Source organism: Pseudaquabacterium rugosum (genome assembly GCF_038066575.1).
In the GTDB taxonomy this organism is placed as follows: Bacteria; Pseudomonadota; Gammaproteobacteria; order Burkholderiales; family Burkholderiaceae_C; genus Pseudaquabacterium; species Pseudaquabacterium rugosum.
On the sequence record NZ_JBBUTF010000010.1, the window covers coordinates 1 to 21,634 of the forward strand.

A 21,634-nucleotide genomic window follows, 5' to 3' on the forward strand; every position below is an offset into this window, starting at 1 on the left:
TTGTTGCCGCAGCGCCGCCAACGTCACGCGCTCTTCGGGCTGCATCTGCTGGAATCGTCTCGTCATCTCCACACCTTACCGGATGGCGAGGTGTTGCATTTCGGACTTGAGACCGCCCGGCCATCGCCCCTCCCGCTCCCCCGATCAGGAATCCCTCATGAAACTCGCCATCTGCACGGACGTCTACGGCAACCTGTCCTACACCGAGATGCTGGACCAGGTGAAGTCCCTCGGCGTCGACGCGGTCGAGATGACCGCCGGCGGCTGGGCCGGCTGCCCGCACGTCAAGACCCAGGAGCTGCTGGCCTCCGCGCCGGCCCGCCAGGCCTTCCTGGCCGAGCTGGACCAGCGTGGCATGGAGATCGCCGCGCTGAACTGCTCGGGCAACCCGCTGAGCCCGGGCGAGATGGGCGAGAAGCACACGGCCAGCAGCTACGACACCGTGCGCCTGGCCGGCCTGCTGGGCGTGCGCAAGATCGTGATGATGTCGGGCTGCCCGGCCGGTGCGCCGGGCGACACCGTGCCCAACTGGATCACCTCCACCATTTCCTGGCCGGCCTACATGGCGCCGGCACTGCACTACCAGTGGAACGACGTGGCCATCCCCTGGTGGAAGAAGTTCGTCGCGCACTGCAAGGCGCACGGTGTCGACCAGATCGCGATCGAGGAATTCCCCTGCATGCTGGTCTACAACCCCAGCACGCTCAAGCGCCTGCGGGATGCGACGGACCCGATCGTCGGCATCAACCTCGATCCCTCGCACCTGATGGCCATGGGGGCCGAGCCGATCGCCGCCGCGCGGGCGCTCAAGGGCGCCATCCATCACATCCACGGCAAGGACGCGCGCATCGAGCGGGGCCTGGCCGACGTGGACGGCCTGCTGGAAACGCAATCGGTCAACGACCCGGCCACGCGCACCTGGAACTACGTCGCCGTGGGCTGCGGCCGCGACCTGCAGTGGTGGAAGGAGTTCTTCTCCGTCTGCCGGATGATGGGCTACGACGGCCACGTCTCGCTGGAGATGGAGGACCTGACGATGTCGGTCGAGGCCGGCGTGCTGACCTCGATCGCGGCGCTCAAGCAGTCCATCAGCCAGTGATCGGCCAGTGATCCGCCCGTGATCCACCCGCCTGCCGGTGAACCATCCGGCACCCCGCTTCCGAGACCTTCCAGAGGAGACCGTGCCGTGAAGATCGCGCTCGACCCCTACATGATCCGGCACCTGCCGCTGACCGAGCTGCCGGCGGCCGTGGCCGAACTCGGCTACGACCAGATCGAGCTGTCGCCGCGCAGCGACTTCCTCGACTGGTGGGTGATGCCGCGCGCCACCGGCCCGCGCATGGCCGGCTTCAAGGCCGCGATGCGCGCGGCCGGCGTCGGTCTGGCCTCGGTGCAGCCGATGTACCGCTGGGCCAGCCCCTTCGAGGACGAGCGCCAGTGGGCCGTGCGCTGCTGGAAGAAGGCCATCGAGGTGGCCGTCGAGATGGACTGCCAGCTGATGGTCAGCGAGTTCGGCCGCGGCGCCTCGCCCGAGCGCACGGTGGCCGAGCGCAACGGCCTGGCGACGAACCTCAACACCAAGGAAGCCTGCGAGGCCGCCTGGTTCCGCTCGATGGACGAGCTGCTGCCCATCCTCGAACGTGAGGGGATCACGCTCAGCGTCGAACCGCATCCGGAGGACTGGATCGAGCAGTACCAGCCGGCCTGCGACATCGTGCGCAACATCGGATCTCAGGCGCTCAAGCTCAGCTTCATCGCGCCGCACGCGTTCTTCTATGGCGGCGAGATCGGGGCGATGGTGCGCGAGGCGGGCGATCTGCTGGCCCATGTGCGGGTGGCCGACACCTTCGACCACCGCAAGAGCAGCCAGTTGCGCTACATCGTGAACCCGCCGGGCTCCAGCCAGGTGCGGGTGCACCAGCACCTGGACATCGGCCAGGGTGAGGTGGACTTCGACGCGCTGTTCGCGGCGATGGGGGCGATCGGCTTCGACGGGCTGGTCTCGGCCTGCGTGTTCGCCTGGGAGGAGCGCGCGGCCGAATCCAGCCGCGCGATGCGCACCGACATCCAGCGCCTGCTGGAGCGTCACGCACCCACCGGACGCTGAGGCCGGCCATGCCGCAGCAGGTCACCGCGGGGCAACCCCTGCTCCGGGAGATGGCGTCGTCCTATGCCGCCTTGAGCCCGCAGCTCAAGGTGATCGCCCGCTATGTCGAGCGTCATCACGACACCCTCGGCCAGCAGCGCATCCAGGACGTCGCCGCGCGCTGCCAGGTGCAGCCCTCGGCGGTCGTGCGCTTCGCCAAGCGCTTCGGCCTGCGCGGCTATCAGGAGCTGAAACTGGCGCTCGACAGTTCATGGGCGCCCCTGGCCGAGGCGACCGCCCCTGCCGGCAAGCCCGGCGCAGACGACGCATCGCCGCCGCCGACCGCACCCGCGGGCCCGGCACCGGCCGCGGACAGCTGCGCGCGTCAGGTGCAGGACGGGCTCGATGCCGCGGCCGCGCACCTGGACCAGCTGCGCTCGGCCCTGCACAGCAGCGCCTACGAGGCCATCGGCCGGCGCCTGGCCGGCGCACGCCGCATCTGGATCGTTGGCGCCCTGCAGGCCTTTCCGGTCGCAGCCTACCTGGCCGACCACCTGGGGCGCTCGGATGCCCCGGTGCACTGGCTGAGCCTGCTGGGCGGTCCACCCAGCGAACTCAGCGGTGCCGGGCCCGAGGATGTGCTGCTCGTGATCAGCCTGGGCACCGGGTCGGCCACCGTGCTGGACCTGGTCAGCCGCGCCCGGGCCCGCGGCCTGTCGCTGGTGGTGCTCGGCGATCCACGGCATCCGGTGCTGACCCAGGATCCATCGCACACGCTGTGGCTGGACCACGCAGGTCCCGGTCTGATCACGGCGATGGCGGCGGCCGATGGCCTGTGCCGCGCCTGGGCCTGGGCCCGCGATGAGCGCCGCGCCCGCACGGCCGGCCCGCCGCGCTGAATCCCGGCACCCCGTCCGGACGCGTGGCGGACCACACGCGTCCCCTGACGGCGGACCACCACGGACACTGAAGATCCCGACGCCGGTGCCGACAAGGCAGGCAGATGGGCACGGTTGGTCGCGACCATCGGCCCGCCCTGCCCGCCCCGATGCCCCGCCTGCTGCTGCTCAGCCCCGTCGCCCCCTGGCCGCCCGACACCGGCGCGCGCCAGCGCACCTTCCTGCTGCTGCAGGCGCTGCGCGAGACCCACGCCGTCGATCTGCTGCTGGTGGGCGGCGAGCCGCCGCCGGCCGATCAGCAGGCGGTGCTGACGCGCGAGTTCAGCCTCATCGGCCATCTGCCGGACGATCCCGGCCGCCTCGGCGTGCGGCACTGGGTCTTCCCCTGGCCGCTGATCGGCACGCCGCTGCGCCGGCTGACCCGCCTGGGCCTGGGCGCCCGGCGCACGCTGTTCCGCAGCCCGGTGCTGGCGGCCGCGCTGCAGCGCCTGGCGGCAGGACCGCCGGCCGCGGACATCGCCGGCGCACCCTCAGGATGCGGCCCGACCGTCGACCCGCCACCCGCCGGCTATGCCGCCATCGTCAGCCGTTATCTCTGGCCGGCGGTGCAGACCGATGCCTTCGCGCTGGCGCCGGTCTGGGTCGATGTCGACGATCTGGATTCGGAGATCTGGGACGCCCACGCCCGCAGCGCACAACAGCGCCACAGCCGCACGGCGGTCTGCGCCCGACACATCGCCACCGCCTACCGCGACGCCGAGCGGCAGCAGCTGGCGCGCTGCACGGCTGCCTGGGTGACCAAGTCGCGGGACCTGGCCGCAGTGGCCGGCCGACCGGCCGCCCTGCTGCCCAACATCCCGCTGGCGGCCTGGCCCGACGGCGTGATCCCCGTGCCCTGGCCCGAGGACGCGGCCGGCCCCGATCAGCCCGCAGCGGGAGACACCGGCACGGGCAGCGGCGCCATCTCCGGCCCCGTCTGCAGCCCCCCGCCCGCCCGTCGCCACGTCGGCACCGCCACCGGCACGCGGCCGCCGGTGGTGCTCGGCATCGCCCTGTTCGACCACCCGCCCAACCGCCAGGGCTTCGACTGGTTCATCCAGCAGGTCTGGCCGCAGGTGCATGCCCGCCATCCTGAGGCGCGGCTGCGTCTGGTCGGTCGCCTGAGCTGTGCGCGCACGCGCACGGCCTGGCAGGCGGTGGCCGGCGTCGAGCTGGCCGGACGGCTGGACGCGCTGCGCCCGGCCTATGCCGACAGCGCCTTCACCATCGCCCCGCTGTTCAGCGGCGGCGGCACCAACATCAAGGTCATCGAATCGCTGGCCCACGGCCGGGCCTGTGTGCTGACGCCGCACGCGGCCAAGGGCTTCGATGCGCTGGCCGGCCTGCGTGTGAGCGAAGGCGCGGCCGACTTCGCCGCGGACTGCATCGCGCTGCTCGATGAGCCGTGTCGCGCCCGCGCGCTCGGCGAGGCCGCTGCCACCGCGGCCCGCACCGAAGGGTCGTGGCCGCGCTTTCGCGCCGCGGTCCATGACCTGATGTCCGCCGAGGGAGCCCCGCGATGAGCCGCACCGACACCGCGAGCCCGAGCGTCTCCGTCGTCATCCCGGTCTACAACGGCGAGCGCTTCATCGCCCGCGCGATCGACAGCGTGCTGGCCCAGAGCCATCCGGTGGCCGACATCGTCGTCGTCAACGATGGCTCGCATGACGGCACGGCCGAGGTGCTGCGCCACTACGGCGACCGGCTGACCGTCATCGACGTACCCAACGGCGGCGTGGCCCAGGCCCGCAACCTGGGCCTGGCGCGCACCCGCGGCGAGCTGATCGCGCTGCTCGATGCCGACGATGTCTGGCGCGCACACAAGCTCTCGGCCCAGATCGACGCCCTGCGCCGCCACCCGGACGTCGACTTCACCTGCTGCGACTACGAGGCCGTCCATCCGGCCATCGGCCCGCGCGACACCCATTTCGAACATGTCCGGCGCCTGCACCCGCCGGCCTTCAACCGCGTCGTGCCGCGACCGGTGCGCACGCTGATCGACATCAACTTCGTCGGCACCTGCTCGAACGTGCTGTTCCGCCGCAGCCTGCTGGGCCGCGTCGGTCTGTTCGATCCCCGCCTGCGCCAGGCCGAGGACTACGACCTGTGGCTGCGCATGGCCACCACCGGCAACTTCTACCTGCAGTCCGACGTGCTGCTGGAGAAGATCACCCACGACGACAACCTGACGCTGCGCTACGACGAGACGCTGCAGTACCACGAGGCCGTGCTGCACAAGTTCCATGCCCAGCAAAACGAGCTGTTCGCCCGTGACCCCGGCCTGCAGGCCGCACACACGCGGGCCGTGGCCGACGTGCGTTACCAGATCGCCGGCCTGCTGCTGGCAAAGGGGCAGCACCGCGAGGGCTTCGACTGGCTGGGCCGCTCGTGGCAGGCCGATCGCGGCCTGCGCCACAGCCTGCGCTGCCTGAAGCGCCTGCTGCGCCGCACGCTGCTGCCATGACCGTGAGCGAGACCGTGACGACCCCGCCCGCCCCCCCGCCCGAGGCCGGACGCACCGCCCAGGCGCTGCGCCGCCTGTGGGGCTATCTGGACCGGCGCCAGCGCTGGCAGTCGGCCTGGCTGGCCGCGCTGGTGACACTGAGCGCCTTCACCGAGATGCTGACCATCGGCACGCTCTACCCGTTCATCATCACGCTGGTGGCACCCGACAAGCTGCAGACCATCCCACCGCTGTGGCGCGCACTCACCCACACCGGCCTGACCGATCCGCGCCAGCTGCTGCCGCTGCTGACGGTGGGCTTCATCGGCGCCATCGTGCTGGCCACGGCCACGCGCATCGGCCTGCTGTGGGCGCAGACCTGGTACAGCAACCACATCGGCGCCAGCCTCAGCGAGCAGCTCTACCACCGCACGCTGCACCAGCCCTATCTGGTCCATGCCTCGCGCCACAGCGCCACCGTGGCGGTGACCATCATCGACCGCGTCAACGGCGTGGTGGCCTCGGTCATCATGCCGATCCTGACCATCGGCAGCTCGGTCATCCTGCTGCTGGCCATCTTCTCGACGCTGGTGGCGGTGCGCCCGGCCGTCGCGCTCGGCATGGCGGCCGGACTGGGCGGCCTCTACGCGCTGATGGCCACCCTGGCGCGCGGCCGGCTGCAGCGCGAGGGCCGCCAGCTCAACGATCGCCAGCACCTGGCGCTCAAGGCCGTCAACGAGGGGCTGGGCGGCATCCGCGAGGTGCTGCTCGACGGCACACAGCAGGTCTTTCGTCAGGCCTTCCGCCAGGCCGATCTGGAGCGCCGCCGCTCGGTGACGGTGATCGCCTTCATCGGCAGCCTGCCGCGCTACCTGATCGAGGGCCTGGGCATGATCCTGATCGCCGCCACCGGCTACTGGATCACGCGGGACGCGGCATCGGCCGCTGGCGCGGTGCCGATCCTGGGCGTGATCGCGCTCGGCGCCCAACGCCTGTTGCCAGTGGCCCAGAACATCTACGGCAGCTGGGCCCAGCTGCGCGCCAACCTGTTCGCGCTCGAGGACGTGGTGCGGCTGATGGAGCTGGCCCCGCTGCCGGCCGCCGACGCATCCCCGCCGCCGGCGCTGCGCTTCGAGCACACGATCCGGCTGCAGGACGTGGGCTTCCGCTACGGCCCCGGTCTCCAGCCGGTGCTCGACGGCATCACGCTGGAGATCCCGCGCGGCGCGCGCATCGGCGTGATCGGCGCCACCGGCAGCGGCAAGAGCACGCTGATCGACATCCTGATGGGCCTGCTGCCGCCCGGCCGCGGACGCCTGAGCGTGGACGGCGTGCCGATCGAGGGCCCGGCCGTGCGCGGCTGGCAGCAGCTGATCGCCCATGTGCCGCAGGCCATCTTCCTGACCGACGCCACGCTGGCCGAGAACATCGCCTTCGGCGTGCCGCGCGCGCAGATCGACCGCCAGCGCCTGGAACAGGCCGCCCGCCAGGCGCAGATCGCCGATCTGGCACAGACGCTGCCACAGGGCTGGGACACGCCGATCGGCGAGCGCGGCATGCGCCTGTCCGGTGGCCAGCGCCAGCGCATCGGCATCGCCCGCGCGCTGTACAAGCAGGCCCGTGTGATCGTCTTCGACGAGGCCACCAGCGCGCTGGACACGGCCACCGAGCGCCGCGTGATGGAGGCCATCGACGCGCTAGACGAGGACCTGACCCTGGTGCTGATCGCCCATCGCCTGAGCACGCTGCGCCAGTGCGACTGGATCATCGAACTGCAGGGCGGCCGCATCGCCCGCATCGGCCGCCATGCCGAGATCGTCGCCGACCATGAGTGAGCACCCGAACGCCGCCGCCCTGCCCGGCGATCCACACGACCATCCGCCCGGCCGCCCCGTCATCGTCGACGTGACCGAGCTGATGGCCTGGCAGGGGCCGGCCGTCGGCATCGTGCGTGTGGTGCAGGAGATCGCCGCGCGCGTCCTGCAGGAGCGGCCGGACGCCCTGTTCATCCGCTACGAGCATGCCTGCGAGGACCTGGTGCCGGTCAGCGCACAGGCCCTGCGCGAGCGCCTGGCCCGCAGCGACCGCGTCAGCCGCCTGCCCCCACCACCCGAGGGCCGCTGGCCCGACCGCTGGCGGCGCCTGAAGGCCCGGCTGTGCCCGGCGGCCCTCCTGCGCGCGCGTGAACGGTGGCGGCTGCGGCGTGCCCGCCGCCGCTGGCCCGCGCTGGATCTGCCGCGGCATGTGCCGTTCATCTTCGCCGGCTTCACCGATCACCCGCCGCGCATCGCGCGCTGTGCGGCACTGATCGACACGCTGCAACTGCAGCCGGTCTTCTACTGCCACGACCTGATCCCGCTGCGGCTGCCCAACGTGGTGTCGACCCACACAGCCACCCACTTTCCGCGCATGGTCGAGACCTTCGTGCGCGACGGCGCGGTGGTGCTGTGCAACTCGCGCTGCACGCAGGCCGACGTGGCGGCCTGGGCAGCGCCGCGCGGCGTGCGCCTGCGGCAGCTGCAGACGCTGATCCTGGGCTTCGAGCTGCGCGCCAGCGCCGACCCCCGCCCCTCGCGCCCCGAGGTCGCCGCGCTGCTGGGCCAGGACTTCCTGCTCTACGTCTCGACGATCGAGAAGCGCAAGAACCACGACGTGCTCTACAAGGCCTGGCTGATGCTGCTAGAACGCGGCGTGACGAATCTGCCCAAGCTGGTCTTCGTCGGCGCCGAGGGCTGGATCATCGGCGACCTGATGCACGACCTGCGGCACGACCCGCGCATCCGGCCCCACGTCGTGCTGCTGCACCAGCTGCCCGACGAGGACCTGAGCCTGCTCTACCGCCACTGCCTGTTCACGCTCTACCCGTCGATCTACGAGGGCTGGGGCCTGCCGGTCAGTGAGAGCCTGCTCAACGGCAAGTTCTGCCTGGCGTCCGACCAGGGCTCGCTGCCCGAGGCCGGCTCCGGCCTGGCCGAACACCTGCCGCCCTACGACACCCGGGCCTGGGCCGACCGCATCGAACACCACCACCGCGACCGCGCCGGCCTGCGTGCGATCGAGGCGCGCATCCGCAGCGACTACACGGGCCGCCGGTGGTCGACCTTCAGCGCCGAGTTCATGCAGCAGCTGCACGCGCTGGACGCGGGCTGATGCAAGGGCCCGGCCCGCGCGCGGCCCAGGCCCCAGCTCAGGCCGTCTGCACCGGGATGCGCCGCGGCTGGACCGGCGCCACCTTGGGGATGCGCACGCGCAGCACGCCCTGGGCCAGCTCGGCGCCGATCTGCGTGGCATCGAGCTCCTGGCTCAATGTGAAGGCGCGGCGGTAGCGCGCCAGCGGGCGCTCGACATGGAGCGGCTGCCAGTCGGCGGCGGGGCGCAGCGCCTCGGCCTCGATCGTCAGCTGTTCGCCGTCGATGCGCAGGTGCAGCTGATCACGCGGCACGCCCGGCAGATCGGCATACAGCGTGATGCCGCCGGCATCCTCGATCACGTCGACGGCGGGCACCAGCGTGGGCTCGGCGGCCTCGGCACGGGGGCGGGCGGCCTCGGTGGTCGGACGCTCGGTGGCGCCGGTGGCCTGGGCGGCCGGGGTGCTGGCAGGGGACTGGCGGAAAAGGATGTTCATCGCCTCACTCCGAAGGTCTGGCGGGGACGCCGGGCACGCGTTGGACGCGTTCTTCAGGCGTCAGGTTCAGGACACACAGGCGCAGGGATTGCAGGTGCAGGGCTTGCAGGATTTCAAGGGCCGTGCAGCCCTGCACGCTCACTGCACCGTGATGCGCCGCGGCTGCGGCGCGGCACGACGCGCGATGCGGATCTGCAGCACGCCGTCGGCGCAGCGGGCGCTGACGGCATCGGGATCGATGTCCTCGGGCAGGCTCACCACGCGACGGAAGCGGCCGGACGGTCGTTCATCGAGGTGCCGGGTGGCGCGCTCGTCGATGGCCGGCAGCGGCTTGCGCTCGCCCGACAGCGTCAGCACGCCGCGGTCGATCTGCACGTCCAGGCTGGCCGGGTCGATGCCGGGCACGAAGGCCTGCACCTCGACCGCCTCGGCGCTGCGGCCGATGTTCAGCGCCGGAAAGCTGTCGCGGGCCAGGCCACGGATGCCCGGTGCGGGATCGAACAGGCCTTGCACGCCGCGCTGCAGGCGGTCGAGCTCGGCCAGCACATCGTGCGGAAACAGGCTGCGGTAGAGCATTTCGGGTCCTTCCGTCGGGGCTGTCGGATCCTTCCGGATCCCTGTCGCAGCGCCTCGCGCCGCGTCCATGACATCCGACATGAGGACGCCCTGCCCCGCTTCAAGACCCGCCGGGAAGGGCAGCTGCAGCCGGCCTTGCGCCCGATCAGACCGGCGGCTGCCCAGGCCCGGGCCCGGCATCGCGCCCGGAACCCAGCCGCCGCGACAGCCAGCCCGCCAGCAGCGGCCCGGTCAGCGCGACGACCAGGAAGCGCGCCACCTGCATCGCCATCACGAAGGGCACATCGACCTGGCCGGCCGCACTCGACGCGGCGACGATGGCGGTGGAATCGGCGCCGCCCGGGCTGGTGGCCAGCAGCGCCGTCAGCGGCTGCAGCCCGGCCAGGCCGACCAGCAGCCAGGCCACGCCGGCGTTGGCCAGGATCAGCGTGACGATGGCCGCCAGCACCAGCGGCGCGGCGCGCGCCGCATGGCGCAGCACCTCGGGCGTGAACCGCCCGCCGATGCTCCAGCCGATGCAGGCGAAGGCCAGCGCCAGCAGCGGCTCGGGCAGGCGCGGATGCCAGTCCAGCAGCAGCTGCAGCCCCAGCCCGGCCAGCAGCGGGGCCAGCAGCGCACCGCCCGGCAGCCTCAAGCCCTGGCCGAGCCGCACCGCGCCCAGGGCCACGGCCAGCGACAGGCCCAGCTCCAGCCCGGCGGCCGCATCGTTCCAGGCCGGCGGCGGTGCGGGCTCGGCCCGCTGCAGATGGAAATGATGAGCCACCAGGCTGGCCGCCACCGCACAGCACAGCACCCGCAGGTACTGCATGAAGGCCACCAGCCGCACATCGGCGCCGTAGGCCTCGGACAGCAGCGTCATCGCCGTGGCCGCGCCGGGGGCCGAGCCCCAGATCGCCGTCGGGCCCGGCAGCAGGCCGCTGCGCGCCAGGCCCCAGCCCAGCAGGCCCGACAGCAGCAGCGTGGCCAGCGTGCCGGCGACGAACACCGGCCAGTCCGCCGCCACCTGCCCCAGCAGGGCCAACGGCAGATGCGAGGCCATCATCAGCCCGACCACGCCCTGGGCCGCCGGCATCGCCGGACGCGGCAGCCGCACCGGCAGACCGGCGACCGCCAGCACGATGGCCGCGACCATCGGCCCCAGCAGCAGCGCGGCCGGCAGACCGGCCCACGACATCGCGGCACCGACCAGCAGGGACAGGACGATCAGGGCCAGGGCACGGCGCCAGGGCGGGGCCAGCGCGGAGCGCAGCAAGACAGACATCGGAGGCGAACTGGCGCCGCGGACCGCGCAGCGCCGCGGCAGTGACGGACCGGCCGAGGATACGCGGCCCGCGCAACACATCTTCACCGCGCAGCAGCGCGGAGGCCGGAACGGGCTGTCGATACTGGACCGAGACCGACCGGAAAGGACCGCCCACGCCACGGCGCGCGACCTGCCCGAGTCCGCCCGGACACCCACGATCCGCCCACCATGCACCGCACCTCACCCGTTTCAGCGCCCGGCCGTTGGCCGCGGCCCCCGCACACCCCGGCACCGGGCTGCACGGCGCCCCGCCACCCCACCGGCGCGGGCCCGGCCCTGGCGCTGCTGGCCGGACTGGCGCTGGGCGGCTGCGGCACCGCACGCATGCCGCAGGGCGAGGAGCGCGCCGACCTGCAGCGCCCGCAGATGCGCATGGCCGGACCCGCGAGCGCCATGGCCGGCGAGGCCACCACCCCCACCGAGGGCGACAGCGACGGCGACGACGGACGCGAACGGGGCCTGATCGCCATCAGCGTCTCGGGCGCCCGCGAAACGCAGGATGCCCAAGCAGAGGGCGGCGCCAACGGCCTGGGCGCGCTGGTGCGTGCGGCGGCCGCCGGCCATGGCGGCAGCACCTCCGGCAGCAGTGGCTCCACCGGCAGCACCAGCACCGCCACGGTGGCCGGGGCCGGTGGCGTGGTTCAGCGCGTGCGCGTCAGCACGCCCGCGGTCTACCTGCGGCTGCCGCTGGGCCGCCAATGGACGCTCGAAGGTGCGGGCAGCGCGCAGCGCCGCAGCGGCGTCACGCCCACCTGGTACACCGACACCGACAGCCTGCGCAGCGTGGACGAACGCCGGCGCACCGCCGATGCCCGCCTGACGCGCAGCGGCAGCCACCACGCGCTGAGCCTGGGCGTGCACGGCGCACAGGACGACGACAGCCGCGCCCGCGGCATGTCGCTGCAGGGCCACTGGGACTCGCAGGACCACCACAGCCGCTTCCACCTCGGCCTGGCCTGGACCGAGGACACCGAACGGCCCGCCGTCAGCGGCACGGCCACCCCCGCGGAACGCCAGCTGGCCCGCGCCGTGCAGCTGGGCCTGACCCAGACGCTGGGCCCTCACGACGTGGTGCAGCTCGAATGGACCGGCAGCCTGCAGCGCGGCGACCTGGACGATCCCGACCTGGCCTACGACGTGAGACCCGACAGCCGCCAGGCCCAGGCCCTGCAGCTGCGCTGGAACCACTGGCTGGGCTTCGCCGCCCTGAAGACCGGCTGGCGCCTGTACGCCGACGACTGGGGCGTGCGGGCCCACACGCTGGAGGCCGCGATGGCCTTTCCGATGGGCGCCGACAACCGCTCGACGATCACGCCCGAGGTGCGCTGGACCACCCAGAGCGCCGCCCACTTCTACGTGCCGTGGAACGGTGCCTCCATCATCTACCCGGTGCCCACCCGCCACTGGAACGGCTACACCACGCTGGACCCGCGGCTGGCCGCCTGGGGCGCCCTCGGCGTGGCGATCAAGGTCGATGCCGCACTCGACGCCGACTGGAACGCCTCGCTCAAGCTCGGTGTGCAGCGCCAGCAGGCCGGCTGGCGCCTGCTCGACGAGGGCTCGGGCGGCCTGGCGCCGCTGACGACCTGGTCCTGGCAGGCGGGGCTGCGGCGCGCGTTCTGAACCCGCACCGGCCCCGCCCTCACGCGCTGTCGGCTCAGGGCTTGCGCAGCGGCATGCGCACCGCCTCGACCTCGATCTCGACCAGATAGGCCGGGTTGGCCAGCGCGCTGACCTGGAAGGTCGAGCGGGTCGGCAGCATCGGCTGCGCGGCGGTGCCGAAGAACTTCGAATAGCCGCGCATGAAGCCGGCGAAGTCCATCTTGCCGCCCTGGGCCGGATCACCGACCAGGTAGACCTGCATCTTGACCACGTCCTTCAGCCCCAGGCCGAGACCGGCCAGCTGGGCGTCGATGGCCTTGAGCACGGCCTCGGTCTGGCCCTGGGTGTCGCCACCGTAGGCGGCCGCCGAGGTGGCCGGTTGGGACTTGTCGACCACCGGCGGCACCTTGCCCGAGAGCAGCACGCGCGTGGCGTCGGCCGGCACCTCGATCGCCGCGGCGATCGGGAAGTTGGAGTTCGGGATCTTGTGGCGCAGCAGCTCGCCGCCCGGGGCGGCGCAGCCGGTCAGCAGCAGGCCGAGGGCCAGGGTGGAGACGGCGGCGGCCGGGCGCAGGACAGGGGAGAGGGTCATCATCTTCAGGCTCAGGACGAGGGTGAGGGACGCTGGAGGCGCGGGCTCGGGGCTCAGGGCTTGGCCGGCCGCAGCGCCTTGACGGCGACGGCCGTCATGGCATCCGTGTGGCGGTTGCCGAACTGGGTGCGCACATGGTTGACCACATCGGCGATCTGCTGGTCATCGAGCTGGTGGCCGAAAGGCGGCATGCCGTGCAGGCCGTTGAGCACGACCAGCGCCGGATAGGCCGCCGCGGCCAGCCGCGGGTTCTCGCGCAGCGAGGGGAACATGCCCGAGCCGGTGCGCGCACCGTTGCCGTCGGGCATGTGGCAGGCCGCGCAGATCGAGCGGTAGAGCACCTCACCCCCCTGCTGGGTGAAGCGCGACGGGGTGGCGGAGAAGCTGGCGACGAGATCGGCATCGCTCAGGCGCGGCGCCACGCCCTGGGCGACGGCCGACAGGCTGAGGGCGCCGCACAGCGCGGCGGTGCTGACGGTACGGATCATGGCAATGAGGCTCGCGGAAGGCATGGATGGTGGCTCCGGGTTCAGGCCGCGGCCATCGCGGTGGCCTTGCCGTGCAGGCGCTGGATCGCGTCCAGCGAGGACAGCACCGCGCCTTCCATCCAGGCCGGGATGTAGGACGCGTGCTCGCCGGCCAGCACGATGCGGCCGTCGACCGCGCACAGGTTGCGGTAGTGCTGCTCGCGCAGCTCGTCCGTCCAGCGGGCGTAGCAGCCGTTGATGAAGGGCACGCGGTTCCAGGCCACCGACACGCCGGACTTGAACTCCTGGCGGTACTGCGGGTGGATCTTCGAACCCATCTCGACGGCCACGCGCACCCGCTCTTCCGGCGTCAGCGCGCTCATGCGGAAGGCATGGGCGTTGTCCCACATGTAGGCGCCCAGCAGCACCGCCGGCCCCTTCGAGAAGTAGCCGTTGGACGGGTAGGAGATGCTGCGGATCGGCAGATTGGTCTGCGTGATGCCGCCGTAGATGCGCTCGTCCTCCTCCCAGAAGCGGCGCTTGAACTCCAGGCCGACCTTGACCGAGGCGCCGTAGGGCACGGCGGCGATCGCCTGCTTCATCGGGTCACCGACCTGCACGTCGATCTGGCTGAGGATGGACAGCGGGATGGTGCACACGCACCAGTCGGCCGTGGCCTGGCGCTCGGCACCGCCGCTCTTCGCATCGACATAGCTGACCGTCACCTGCCGCTCACTTTGCGCGATGCGCGTGACCTTGGCGTGGTAGCGGATCAGACCCTTGAGCTCACGCTCGAAGGCCTTGCCGATCGCATCCATGCCCCCCGCCGGCTGGAAGATCGCGCTGTGGAACTCGTAGATGTTGCCGGCCGCCACCTGGCCCCACATGCCCGAGACGGTGATGTCCTTCAGGTCGATCGGCTGCGAGGGCTTGGCCAGCGGCATCAGGCCGCCGCCCGGATCGATGTCGTAGCCGCGGCGGTCGCTGGTGTTGGCGCTGGCGACGAAGCGGTAGTCCTTGTCGAGCGCGCCCCAGGACTTCAGGCCTTCCAGCAGCTTCTGGCGGTCCTCGGCGCTCAGGCGGTCGTCGAGCGCGCCCTGGCGCGCGGCCTTGGCCAGCAGCTCGGCCACATGGCCGTTCAGGTCCGACTGCACATGGCGGAAGCGCTGCGGCTTGCCGCCGAAGGCGCCCGTCTGGTGCAGATAGGCGTTGTAGTTGACCTGCATGAAGGGCTCGAGCGCCACGCCCAGGCGCTGGCAGTAGTCGAGCACCGCATGATGGTGGTAAGGAATGCGCCACGGACCCGGGTTGATGTAGTTGCCGGGCGCGAAGTCCACCTGCTGCGTGGCCCCGCCCAGCTCGGTGTAGCGGTCACCGCCGCGCAGGCTCCAGTTGCGGCCACCGGCACGGCCGTTGAACTCCAGGATCTGCACCTGGTAGCCGGCCGCGCGCAGCTCGTAGGCCGCCGTCATGCCGGCCAGACCGGCGCCCAGCACCAGCACCTTGGCCCCGCGCGGCGCGCCCGAGAGCTTGACCGGCCCGTGATAGGAGGATTCGGCCGCATGGCCGAGCGAGGCCATGGCCTGGTACATGGCGGCACCACCGGCCACCTTGCCGATCATCGTCAGCAGCTCGCGCCGGCTGGGCGCATTCAGTTCTGGGGCTTGCAAGCTTCGGTCCTCGTCTGTGCGGAAGACCACGGCCGCGGGCGCCCCGCCGCATCATCAGGCGGATGACCGACCGGTCACCCTCATCCCCTCGGATCCAACGGCAGGCACGACCGCACGCGTCGGCCCTGCATCGGTGTCTGACCACCGAAACCAGGATCCTCTGCCGTGGGCGAGCCCATTCTTCGACGCCGGCCGAGCACGCGTCGAATCACTGTTGCTGAGGCGATGCCGCAGTCAGACTGCCAGGCACCAGCGCCGGGAGCCGGACGGCCCGACGATGTGCGGAGCGCACCAGGGCGGTGCAGCCGTCAAGCGGTGTGCCGGCAGGCGCTCAGACGCTGCCGGCCCAGGGCAGCAGCTCGTCGAGCGCATCGTCGGCCCGGTGCAGGCCGTCGAAGCTCATCAGCGCCCGCGCCGTGCGCAAGCCCTCCAGCAAGCGCGGCGGCGGCAGGAAGTAGAGGGTGGAAGCAGCGCCGTCCAGGCTGACGATGAAGCACATCAGCCGCCGGCTGGGCAGGAACTGCAGGCTGGGAGGGGGCGGGGGCATCCGGGGATGGTGGCGGAAGCCATCGGACAGCAGTCAGTGGAACTGGAGTCGATGTGGACGGCTTCTGGAGCGGCATCGCCGCGCCAACCCACGGCAGGCACTCACTGATCACACAGTCATCGAGATGATCCGGGCACCAAGCATTTACGCGCTATTACAAGTCCACTGAACAAATTGCAAGACTCTGCGTAGAGACAGGCATCCCCCCCTACTGGATGCCCGATGCCGCCGACCTTCGCCCCCCCGGCTTCAGTCCACACTCAGCGTCTGGCCGCCCTGTCTCTGTGTCTGTGCGCTGCGCTGTGCGCCTTGTCCGTCCTTTGGCTGGACGACTGGGGACGACACGGCCCCAGTTTTGCCCGTGACTATGGCCGACAGCAGCAGATCACGCTGGCCGTAGCGGCTGCACTCGGCCTGCTGCTGTGGCTGGCCCGCGACCCACTGACCTTGTTGTGCGTGCGTGGCTTGGCGCGCTGGTATGCCCTGCCTGCCGGGCGGCGCTGGGGCCTGGGGGCGCTGCTCAGCCTGGGCCTGGTGCTCGCCATCGGTGTTCTGCACTGGGCGCACAAGCTCCATGCCGTGCCGGGCTTGCCCGCCTCGGCCAGGCCGCCCTTGCAGTGGTTGTCCCGTCAGCTGGTGTCTACCGGCTTGTTACCTGTGCGCCCTGCGGTCACGGTGGAGTTGCTGCGCTTGCCTGCCTGCACCCTGGTGGCTTGGGCCCTGTACCGCTGGCAGCACGCGCAACTGTCCCTGGGCCGCAACCTGCTGCTGGCCGCTGTGGTGCTGCTGGTCATGGCGCTCGGCCTGTGGGCCAGCGACGACAAGGGGCCACTGCTGGTCATTGCCCTGGCGCTGGTGCTGCTGGGTGCGGCTTGCGTCACCCGGTTGCTGCCGCCGGTGCTGCAAAGCCCCGGCGCACGCTGGGTCGCTGCCAGCCTGGCCGCTACGGCCGGCATCGCTGCGCTGCTTGGCCTTCTGCCCCTCCTGACGCCGGCTGGCCGCATGCAGGCTTGGCACACCCCCTACTCGGCCCGGCAGGAGTACCTGGCGCAGATCACCTGGTTCCTGCAGGCTGCGGCGCACGGGCACTTTGGCCTGGGCGCGACACCCTGGTGCGGCCATGCCGGCACGCTGATCGGCCGCTGCCTCGGCCTGCCTACCGAGACCCAGAGCGACTACACCCCCGCCGCGCTCGGCCTGTGGGGCCCGGTGGCCGCCTGGGCCATCACCGCGGCCGTGGCCTGCTGGCTGTTGACCTTGATCCGCTTGGCGGCCTGGGGCACAGCGCCCCGCCATGGCGTCGACACCACCGGCCTGGCCGCTGCCACCGGGGGGCTCTATGCCCTGATGCTGCTGGCGCAGCTGTTCGTCACCGTGCTGGGCAACCTGGGGCTGCTGCCGCTCACCGGCGTGCCCATGCCGCTGCTGTCCTGGGGGCGGGTGGCCATGGTCTGTACCGCGGTGGCCGTGGCGCTCGTCATGCCCCGGCCGGGTTCACGTTCGGCGATTGGCGGACAGTCGCCGCTGTGGCGAGCCGTTTCGGGCGTCGCCACCACGGCCTGCGTGATGGCGCTGGTGGCCGTGGCCTACGGCCTGTACCAGCGCCTGCACGATCCGGCGCCGCAGCGCCTGGCCAGCGGGCGCACCAACCCCTGGGCGCCGTTGCCCGGCTGCGTGCGTTCCGCCGACGGCACCCCTTTGCAGGGCCTGCCCGGTGTGCCGGCCGTGACGCAGGCGGTGTGCCTGCCCGCATCGACCGGCCCCACCCCGGTGCAAGCCCCCGCCAGTGCCCCCCTGCTGGCCCCGGCTGATGACGCCCTGCGGCTGGCGCTGCAGCAGTCTGCCGACCTCGCGCCCTTGGTGCAGCAGCGCCAGCACGCCGGCCTGCGCCTGCCGCAGCGCGGTGATGTCACCACCACCTTGCACGCCCCGTTGCAGGCGCGTGCCGATCAACTGGTGGCCTGCCTCACCGGCCAGGCCAGCCCGGCCTGCCAGGCGCTGGTGCCGGCCACGCTGGCTGCGCGCTATGCCCAGCGGCTGGAAGGCGCCGCCGTGCGGTCCGTCAGCCTGGTGACGCTGCGCCAGCGCGATGGTGCCCTGCTGGCCACGGCCCACGGCCGCAGCCTCTGCTCGGCCGCCCAGATGGCCAACACCCCACGGCCCGACGGCTGTGCCCCCGAGGCCCAGCGCCGCCTGGCCCGCCCCGGCCGGCTGTCCCAGCAGGCCCTGCGTGCCGACGACATGGTGGCCTCCACCCTCAAGCTGCTGTTGGCCGATGCGCTGCTGAACATGCCCGGCGGCGAACGCTGGCTGAGCGGCGCCCCGAAGGCGCAGCTGCTGGCCGCCCTGGCCGCGTCCGACACACCCTTTTTCATCGACCATCTGCTGTGCTTTGCACCTGGCGGCCAGCCGGCCCACTGCGCCGGCCCCGCCACGCTGGCCCGCCGTGTGGCCGAGCTGCAACTGGCCCAGGGTGCCGACCTGCTGCCCGCCAGCCCCGGTGAGCCTGAGGCGCCCCACCTGCGCCTTGCCGGCTTGCCGCTGACCTTGCCCGCCTGGCCCCCTGCCGGCGCCAGTGCCGCCCGCGAGCTGGCTGCCGCCCAGCGCTGCCACGCCCTGCCGCACGACCAGCGCTGGCGCGGCTGCAGCGGCGAGCAACTGGCGGCCCTGGTGGCACCGCTGTGGGGACAGGGCACGGCCCGCAGCCACCCGCTGGCCGTGGCCCAGCTCTACCAGCGCCTGGCCGCAGCGGCACGCGGCGAGGCCCGCTACGTGCCGCCCCACCTGCTGGCCGGCACGGCCACGGCCGCCAGCACCTCCCAGCCCACCGGCTTCAAGCCTGCCCACGCGGCACTCATCCTGGAAGGCCTGCAGCGTGTGCCCCTGGTGGGCACCGGCCGCGGCGCCTGTATCAGCGTCTTCGGCCCCCACGGCTGCCAGGACATGGGCCTGGCCATGAAGACCGGCACCAGCCTGTTTCCCCAGGCCGGCTGGACGGTGGCCGAGCGTGCTGCCCGCTGCCGCGCCGTGTTCGACCACCAGGACCAGCGGCGCGCCGCCTCGCAGCCCCTGCCCGCCGCTGCGGCCAGGGACAGCCTGCAATGCGCCCTCTACCCCATGAAGTGGGCGGTGCTGCTGGAGCCGGCCCGGCCGGGCGGCGAGGCCCTGGTCACCGTGGTGCTGGTGGAGCGCAACTGGTCCGCCAGCACCGGCCACCTCGATGCCGGCAACGACCGCGCCCCCAACGCCGCCATGGAGGCCGCGCTGCTGTTGCGCGCTGGCGAGGCGGTGCGCGCCCCTGCTGTGCGGCCTTGACCGCCGGGGCCTGAACAAAAAAGGCCCGGCCTGCGTAGGAACAGAAGAGGCAACCCCAGGACACCCCGATGCACCCGCCACCCCACCTCGACAACGCCACCACCCGCCACCCACTGCCGGCCAACCCCACCCGCTGGCCCGCGCTGCACCTGGCGGTGCTGCAGGTCTGGCACGAGCACACCTCCCGGCGCGCCGGCCTGCAGCGCGCCGCCACGGCAGAGCTGCGGCTGGGGCCCGCCTGGGCCGACATCGCCCGGGCCAGCCCTGACCCGCAACGCCTGGCCCGGCGCCTGGCCGCCGACGGCGCCGACGTGCAGGTGCTGGTCATCCCCGACCTGCAGCAGCCTGAGCTGCACATCGGCTGGGCACCCTGGCATGCCCCGCCGCGGTCCCTCAGCCCCAGCCCCAACGCCGCACACCCCACCGCCACGGCAGACACGGCCACCACCGGCCTCCACGCCACCCCGCCCCGCCACCCTCACCACCCCGATCCGAGCACCCCCACCATGAAACTGCCCAACCTGCGCCAGCTCTTCACCCCCGAGCCCACCGCCACCGCGGCCCCCTTGCCCGAGCCCCGGCTGGAGCCCAGCGGCCAGCGAGCCGCACCCAGCGCCGCCCAGCAACTGACCCAGGCCCTGCAGCAGATCGCCGAGCAGATCGACGAGCAGGAACTGCGCATGCTGCTGGACACCGTGGACTGCCGCTACCAGCTGTGGGAGCTGACGCTGTACCTCACCCCCGGCAACCAGGCCCCGCTGCGCGGGCTGATGGCCGCGCACCAGCAGAACCCGGCCATCGCGCGCCAGATCGTCGAGCGCGCCTTTGCCGGCACGCCCTGCGCCGGCCGCCTCAACACGCTGCGGCTGAAGCTGGACTTCAAGCGCGGCGACAGCCTGCCCCGCGAGGCCAGCGAGGTGCTGGTCGTCTGCGGCCGCGACAACGTCAGCCTGCCCTACACCTACACCGGTCAGCTGGAACTGGGCCAGGCAGCCCCCGCCCCGTCGGCCGCTCCCCCCCTCTCTGCCACGGGCACGGGCACGGCCAGCCCTGCCCCCCTCACCGCCGGCCCGCAAGGCACGCCCGAGCTGCTGCTGTGGGGCCAGGTGCCCGGCGCGGCCGGCACGCCCGCCGTACGGCGCTGGCGCCTGTCCAACGGCCCGGCCACCGTGGGCGCGGCCGACGAGGCCACCGTTCAGGCCAACCACCGGCACGTCAGCGGCGAACACCTGGTCTTGGCACTGGACGAGCAGGGCCAATGGACGGTGGAAGACCGCAGCCGCAACGGCAGTGCCCTGCTCGATGCCCTGGCCGGCGATGCCGAAAAGCCCTTGCCCTCGCGGCAGCCCCAGCGCCTGCCCGCCGCCGGCTGGCTGCGGCTGGGCCCGCTGCCCGACGACCCGGTGCTGAACTTCCACCTCGTGCTCTCGCCGGCTGCTGCGGCACCGGCTACCGCCGGCGGCAGCCGCCGCCGCGTCACCCAGTTGGCCGTTGCCGGCCACACCACCGCGCTGCCGCCCCTGGGCCGCGCCACGGACCTGACATGAGCTGGGCCGCACATCTGCTGGGCCTGTGGCGCGCCTGGTTCCGCCGCGGCCTGCGCAACGCCCCCCAGCCCCTGCCGGAGCCGGGCGGCGGCCAGGCCATGGCCCGGGGTGGCCCGTGGGCCGTGGCCTGGGCCAGCCACGCCGGCCCCCACCACCTCAACCAGGACTGCGCCGGCGCGTGCTGGCGCACGCTGCCTGACGGCACCGGCCTGGCCGCTGCCGTGGCCGACGGGGTCACCAACGGCGCGGCAGGCGATGTGGCGGCCCTGGCCCTGGTGCAGCACTGGCTGCAGGGGCCGCGGCCGCCGCAGCGTCAGCGCAGCTTCCTGGGCAATGCCGATGCTGCTGTGGCCAAGGCGCTGCGCAAACTCACCCAAGAGCCTGGCGCCGCCACCGGCGCGGCCTGCTGGCTGCAGCCCGACGGCAGCGGCTGGGCCACCCGCGTGGGCGACTGCCGGCTGCTGCGCGTGGTGCCGCCGCCCGCACAGGACGTCCCCCTGCTGCCCCCCGGCTGGTCCGTGCAACCACTGCTGCACGACCAGACCTACGCCCACCTGCGCCGCAGCACTGGCGCCACACAGCCGCTGCTGGACGACGATGAGGACGCCCTGCAACCCGCCCACATGGTGGGCATTGGCTGCCTGGGCGAGCCCGAGTGGGTGCCGCTGGCGCTGGCCGAAGGCGATCTGCTGCTGCTGGCCTCCGATGGTCTGCACGCTGTCCTGTCGGATGCCGACTGGCACACCGTGCTGGCCCGGCACCTGGGCAGCGCCAACCCGGCGGCGGCTGCCCTGCCGGCGCTGCTGCACCATCTGATACAAACCGCCATCGAGCGCGGCAGCGAGGACGACATCACCGTTCTGGCAATCCTGCGCCAGTCAGAACAGTACCGGGAGGAAGTTGAGCCGTGACCCGCCGCCGCA

Annotated in this window: 18 protein-coding genes; 11 read left to right on the plus strand and 7 right to left on the minus strand. The window is 72.5% G+C overall.

Going from position 1 to position 21,634, the window contains the following annotated elements:
- The first annotated feature begins 157 nt into the window (after positions 1-157).
- The 7 genes from AACH11_RS12355 to AACH11_RS12385 all read left to right on the plus strand — a co-directional run bounded on the left by AACH11_RS12355 (position 158) and on the right by AACH11_RS12385 (position 8,617).
- A complete protein-coding gene (locus AACH11_RS12355; protein WP_341374540.1) occupies positions 158-1,099 on the plus strand; it encodes a sugar phosphate isomerase/epimerase family protein in 942 nt (313 codons plus the stop codon).
- Between the two features lie 87 nt (positions 1,100-1,186).
- Positions 1,187-2,107 (plus strand): sugar phosphate isomerase/epimerase family protein, encoded by a 921-nt coding sequence (locus tag AACH11_RS12360; protein ID WP_341374541.1) that lies wholly within the window; start codon positions 1,187-1,189, stop codon positions 2,105-2,107.
- Between the two features lie 50 nt (positions 2,108-2,157).
- Positions 2,158-2,985 (plus strand): MurR/RpiR family transcriptional regulator, encoded by an 828-nt coding sequence (locus AACH11_RS12365; RefSeq protein ID WP_341374542.1) that lies wholly within the window; start codon positions 2,158-2,160, stop codon positions 2,983-2,985.
- A gap of 149 nt (positions 2,986-3,134) precedes the next feature.
- Positions 3,135-4,547 (plus strand): glycosyltransferase family 4 protein, encoded by a 1,413-nt coding sequence (locus tag AACH11_RS12370; RefSeq protein WP_341374543.1) that lies wholly within the window; start codon positions 3,135-3,137, stop codon positions 4,545-4,547.
- A complete protein-coding gene (locus tag AACH11_RS12375) occupies positions 4,544-5,488 on the plus strand; it encodes a glycosyltransferase family 2 protein (RefSeq protein ID WP_341374544.1) in 945 nt (314 codons plus the stop codon). Before AACH11_RS12370 ends, AACH11_RS12375 begins: the two co-directional genes overlap by 4 nt.
- 2 nt (positions 5,489-5,490) lie before the next feature.
- On the plus strand, positions 5,491-7,302 hold the full coding sequence (locus tag AACH11_RS12380; protein ID WP_341374545.1) for an ABC transporter ATP-binding protein: 1,812 nt from the start codon (positions 5,491-5,493) through the stop codon (positions 7,300-7,302).
- A complete protein-coding gene (locus AACH11_RS12385; RefSeq protein WP_341374546.1) occupies positions 7,295-8,617 on the plus strand; it encodes a glycosyltransferase family 4 protein in 1,323 nt (440 codons plus the stop codon). The genes AACH11_RS12380 and AACH11_RS12385 overlap by 8 nt, the downstream gene beginning before the upstream one ends.
- Positions 8,618-8,654: 37 nt before the next feature.
- Here AACH11_RS12385 and AACH11_RS12390 read toward each other — a convergent pair whose 3' ends face one another.
- The 3 genes from AACH11_RS12390 to AACH11_RS12400 all read right to left on the minus strand — a co-directional run bounded on the left by AACH11_RS12390 (position 8,655) and on the right by AACH11_RS12400 (position 10,929).
- Positions 8,655-9,092 carry an Hsp20/alpha crystallin family protein gene (locus AACH11_RS12390; protein ID WP_341374547.1) on the minus strand — a complete coding sequence of 146 codons (438 nt, stop codon included), beginning with the start codon at positions 9,090-9,092 and terminating at the stop codon, positions 8,655-8,657.
- Between the two features lie 138 nt (positions 9,093-9,230).
- On the minus strand, positions 9,231-9,668 hold the full coding sequence (locus tag AACH11_RS12395; RefSeq protein ID WP_341374548.1) for an Hsp20/alpha crystallin family protein: 438 nt from the start codon (positions 9,666-9,668) through the stop codon (positions 9,231-9,233).
- A gap of 145 nt (positions 9,669-9,813) precedes the next feature.
- Complete coding sequence (locus tag AACH11_RS12400) at positions 9,814-10,929, minus strand: AbrB family transcriptional regulator (RefSeq protein ID WP_341374549.1); 1,116 nt, start codon at positions 10,927-10,929, stop codon at positions 9,814-9,816.
- Positions 10,930-11,139: 210 nt separating this feature from the next.
- Between AACH11_RS12400 and AACH11_RS12405 the strand changes: the two genes are divergently transcribed.
- On the plus strand, positions 11,140-12,594 hold the full coding sequence (locus tag AACH11_RS12405) for a DUF3570 domain-containing protein (protein WP_341374550.1): 1,455 nt from the start codon (positions 11,140-11,142) through the stop codon (positions 12,592-12,594).
- Positions 12,595-12,628: 34 nt separating this feature from the next.
- Here AACH11_RS12405 and AACH11_RS12410 read toward each other — a convergent pair whose 3' ends face one another.
- From AACH11_RS12410 to AACH11_RS12425, 4 genes are all read right to left on the minus strand, one after another.
- Positions 12,629-13,165, minus strand: coding sequence for a RidA family protein (locus AACH11_RS12410; RefSeq protein ID WP_341374551.1), 537 nt, complete (start codon positions 13,163-13,165; stop codon positions 12,629-12,631).
- A gap of 53 nt (positions 13,166-13,218) precedes the next feature.
- A complete protein-coding gene (locus AACH11_RS12415; protein WP_341374552.1) occupies positions 13,219-13,677 on the minus strand; it encodes a c-type cytochrome in 459 nt (152 codons plus the stop codon).
- A gap of 17 nt (positions 13,678-13,694) precedes the next feature.
- Entirely contained in the window at positions 13,695-15,254 is a 1,560-nt protein-coding gene (locus tag AACH11_RS12420; protein ID WP_341374598.1) for a flavin monoamine oxidase family protein, read from the minus strand.
- A 379-nt stretch (positions 15,255-15,633) separates the two neighbouring features.
- A complete protein-coding gene (locus tag AACH11_RS12425) occupies positions 15,634-15,849 on the minus strand; it encodes a hypothetical protein (RefSeq protein ID WP_341374553.1) in 216 nt (71 codons plus the stop codon).
- 309 nt (positions 15,850-16,158) lie between these two features.
- Between AACH11_RS12425 and AACH11_RS12430 the strand changes: the two genes are divergently transcribed.
- The 3 genes from AACH11_RS12430 to AACH11_RS12440 all read left to right on the plus strand — a co-directional run bounded on the left by AACH11_RS12430 (position 16,159) and on the right by AACH11_RS12440 (position 21,622).
- Entirely contained in the window at positions 16,159-19,164 is a 3,006-nt protein-coding gene (locus AACH11_RS12430; RefSeq protein WP_341374554.1) for an FtsW/RodA/SpoVE family cell cycle protein, read from the plus strand.
- Positions 19,165-19,232: 68 nt separating this feature from the next.
- The gene (locus tag AACH11_RS12435) at positions 19,233-20,711 is read left to right on the plus strand and encodes an FHA domain-containing protein (protein WP_341374555.1); all 1,479 of its coding nucleotides are present in this window, start codon (positions 19,233-19,235) and stop codon (positions 20,709-20,711) included.
- Positions 20,708-21,622, plus strand: a complete 915-nt coding sequence (locus AACH11_RS12440) for a PP2C family protein-serine/threonine phosphatase (RefSeq protein ID WP_341374556.1) — start codon at positions 20,708-20,710, stop codon at positions 21,620-21,622. Before AACH11_RS12435 ends, AACH11_RS12440 begins: the two co-directional genes overlap by 4 nt.
- Positions 21,623-21,634 lie beyond the last annotated feature (12 nt).

Coding starts and splice junctions, on each gene's coding strand:
- AACH11_RS12355 (WP_341374540.1), top strand. CDS start 158: ATGAAACTCGCCATCTGCACGGACGTCTACGGCAACCTGTCCTACACC.
- AACH11_RS12365 (WP_341374542.1), top strand. CDS start 2,158: ATGGCGTCGTCCTATGCCGCCTTGAGCCCGCAGCTCAAGGTGATCGCC.
- AACH11_RS12370 (WP_341374543.1), top strand. CDS start 3,135: ATGCCCCGCCTGCTGCTGCTCAGCCCCGTCGCCCCCTGGCCGCCCGAC.
- AACH11_RS12375 (WP_341374544.1), top strand. CDS start 4,544: ATGAGCCGCACCGACACCGCGAGCCCGAGCGTCTCCGTCGTCATCCCG.
- AACH11_RS12385 (WP_341374546.1), top strand. CDS start 7,295: ATGAGTGAGCACCCGAACGCCGCCGCCCTGCCCGGCGATCCACACGAC.
- AACH11_RS12390 (WP_341374547.1), bottom strand. CDS start 9,092: ATGAACATCCTTTTCCGCCAGTCCCCTGCCAGCACCCCGGCCGCCCAG.
- AACH11_RS12395 (WP_341374548.1), bottom strand. CDS start 9,668: ATGCTCTACCGCAGCCTGTTTCCGCACGATGTGCTGGCCGAGCTCGAC.
- AACH11_RS12400 (WP_341374549.1), bottom strand. CDS start 10,929: ATGTCTGTCTTGCTGCGCTCCGCGCTGGCCCCGCCCTGGCGCCGTGCC.
- AACH11_RS12405 (WP_341374550.1), top strand. CDS start 11,140: ATGCACCGCACCTCACCCGTTTCAGCGCCCGGCCGTTGGCCGCGGCCC.
- AACH11_RS12410 (WP_341374551.1), bottom strand. CDS start 13,165: ATGACCCTCTCCCCTGTCCTGCGCCCGGCCGCCGCCGTCTCCACCCTG.
- AACH11_RS12415 (WP_341374552.1), bottom strand. CDS start 13,677: ATGCCTTCCGCGAGCCTCATTGCCATGATCCGTACCGTCAGCACCGCC.
- AACH11_RS12420 (WP_341374598.1), bottom strand. CDS start 15,254: ATGATCGGCAAGGTGGCCGGTGGTGCCGCCATGTACCAGGCCATGGCC.
- AACH11_RS12425 (WP_341374553.1), bottom strand. CDS start 15,849: ATGCCCCCGCCCCCTCCCAGCCTGCAGTTCCTGCCCAGCCGGCGGCTG.
- AACH11_RS12435 (WP_341374555.1), top strand. CDS start 19,233: ATGCACCCGCCACCCCACCTCGACAACGCCACCACCCGCCACCCACTG.
- AACH11_RS12440 (WP_341374556.1), top strand. CDS start 20,708: ATGAGCTGGGCCGCACATCTGCTGGGCCTGTGGCGCGCCTGGTTCCGC.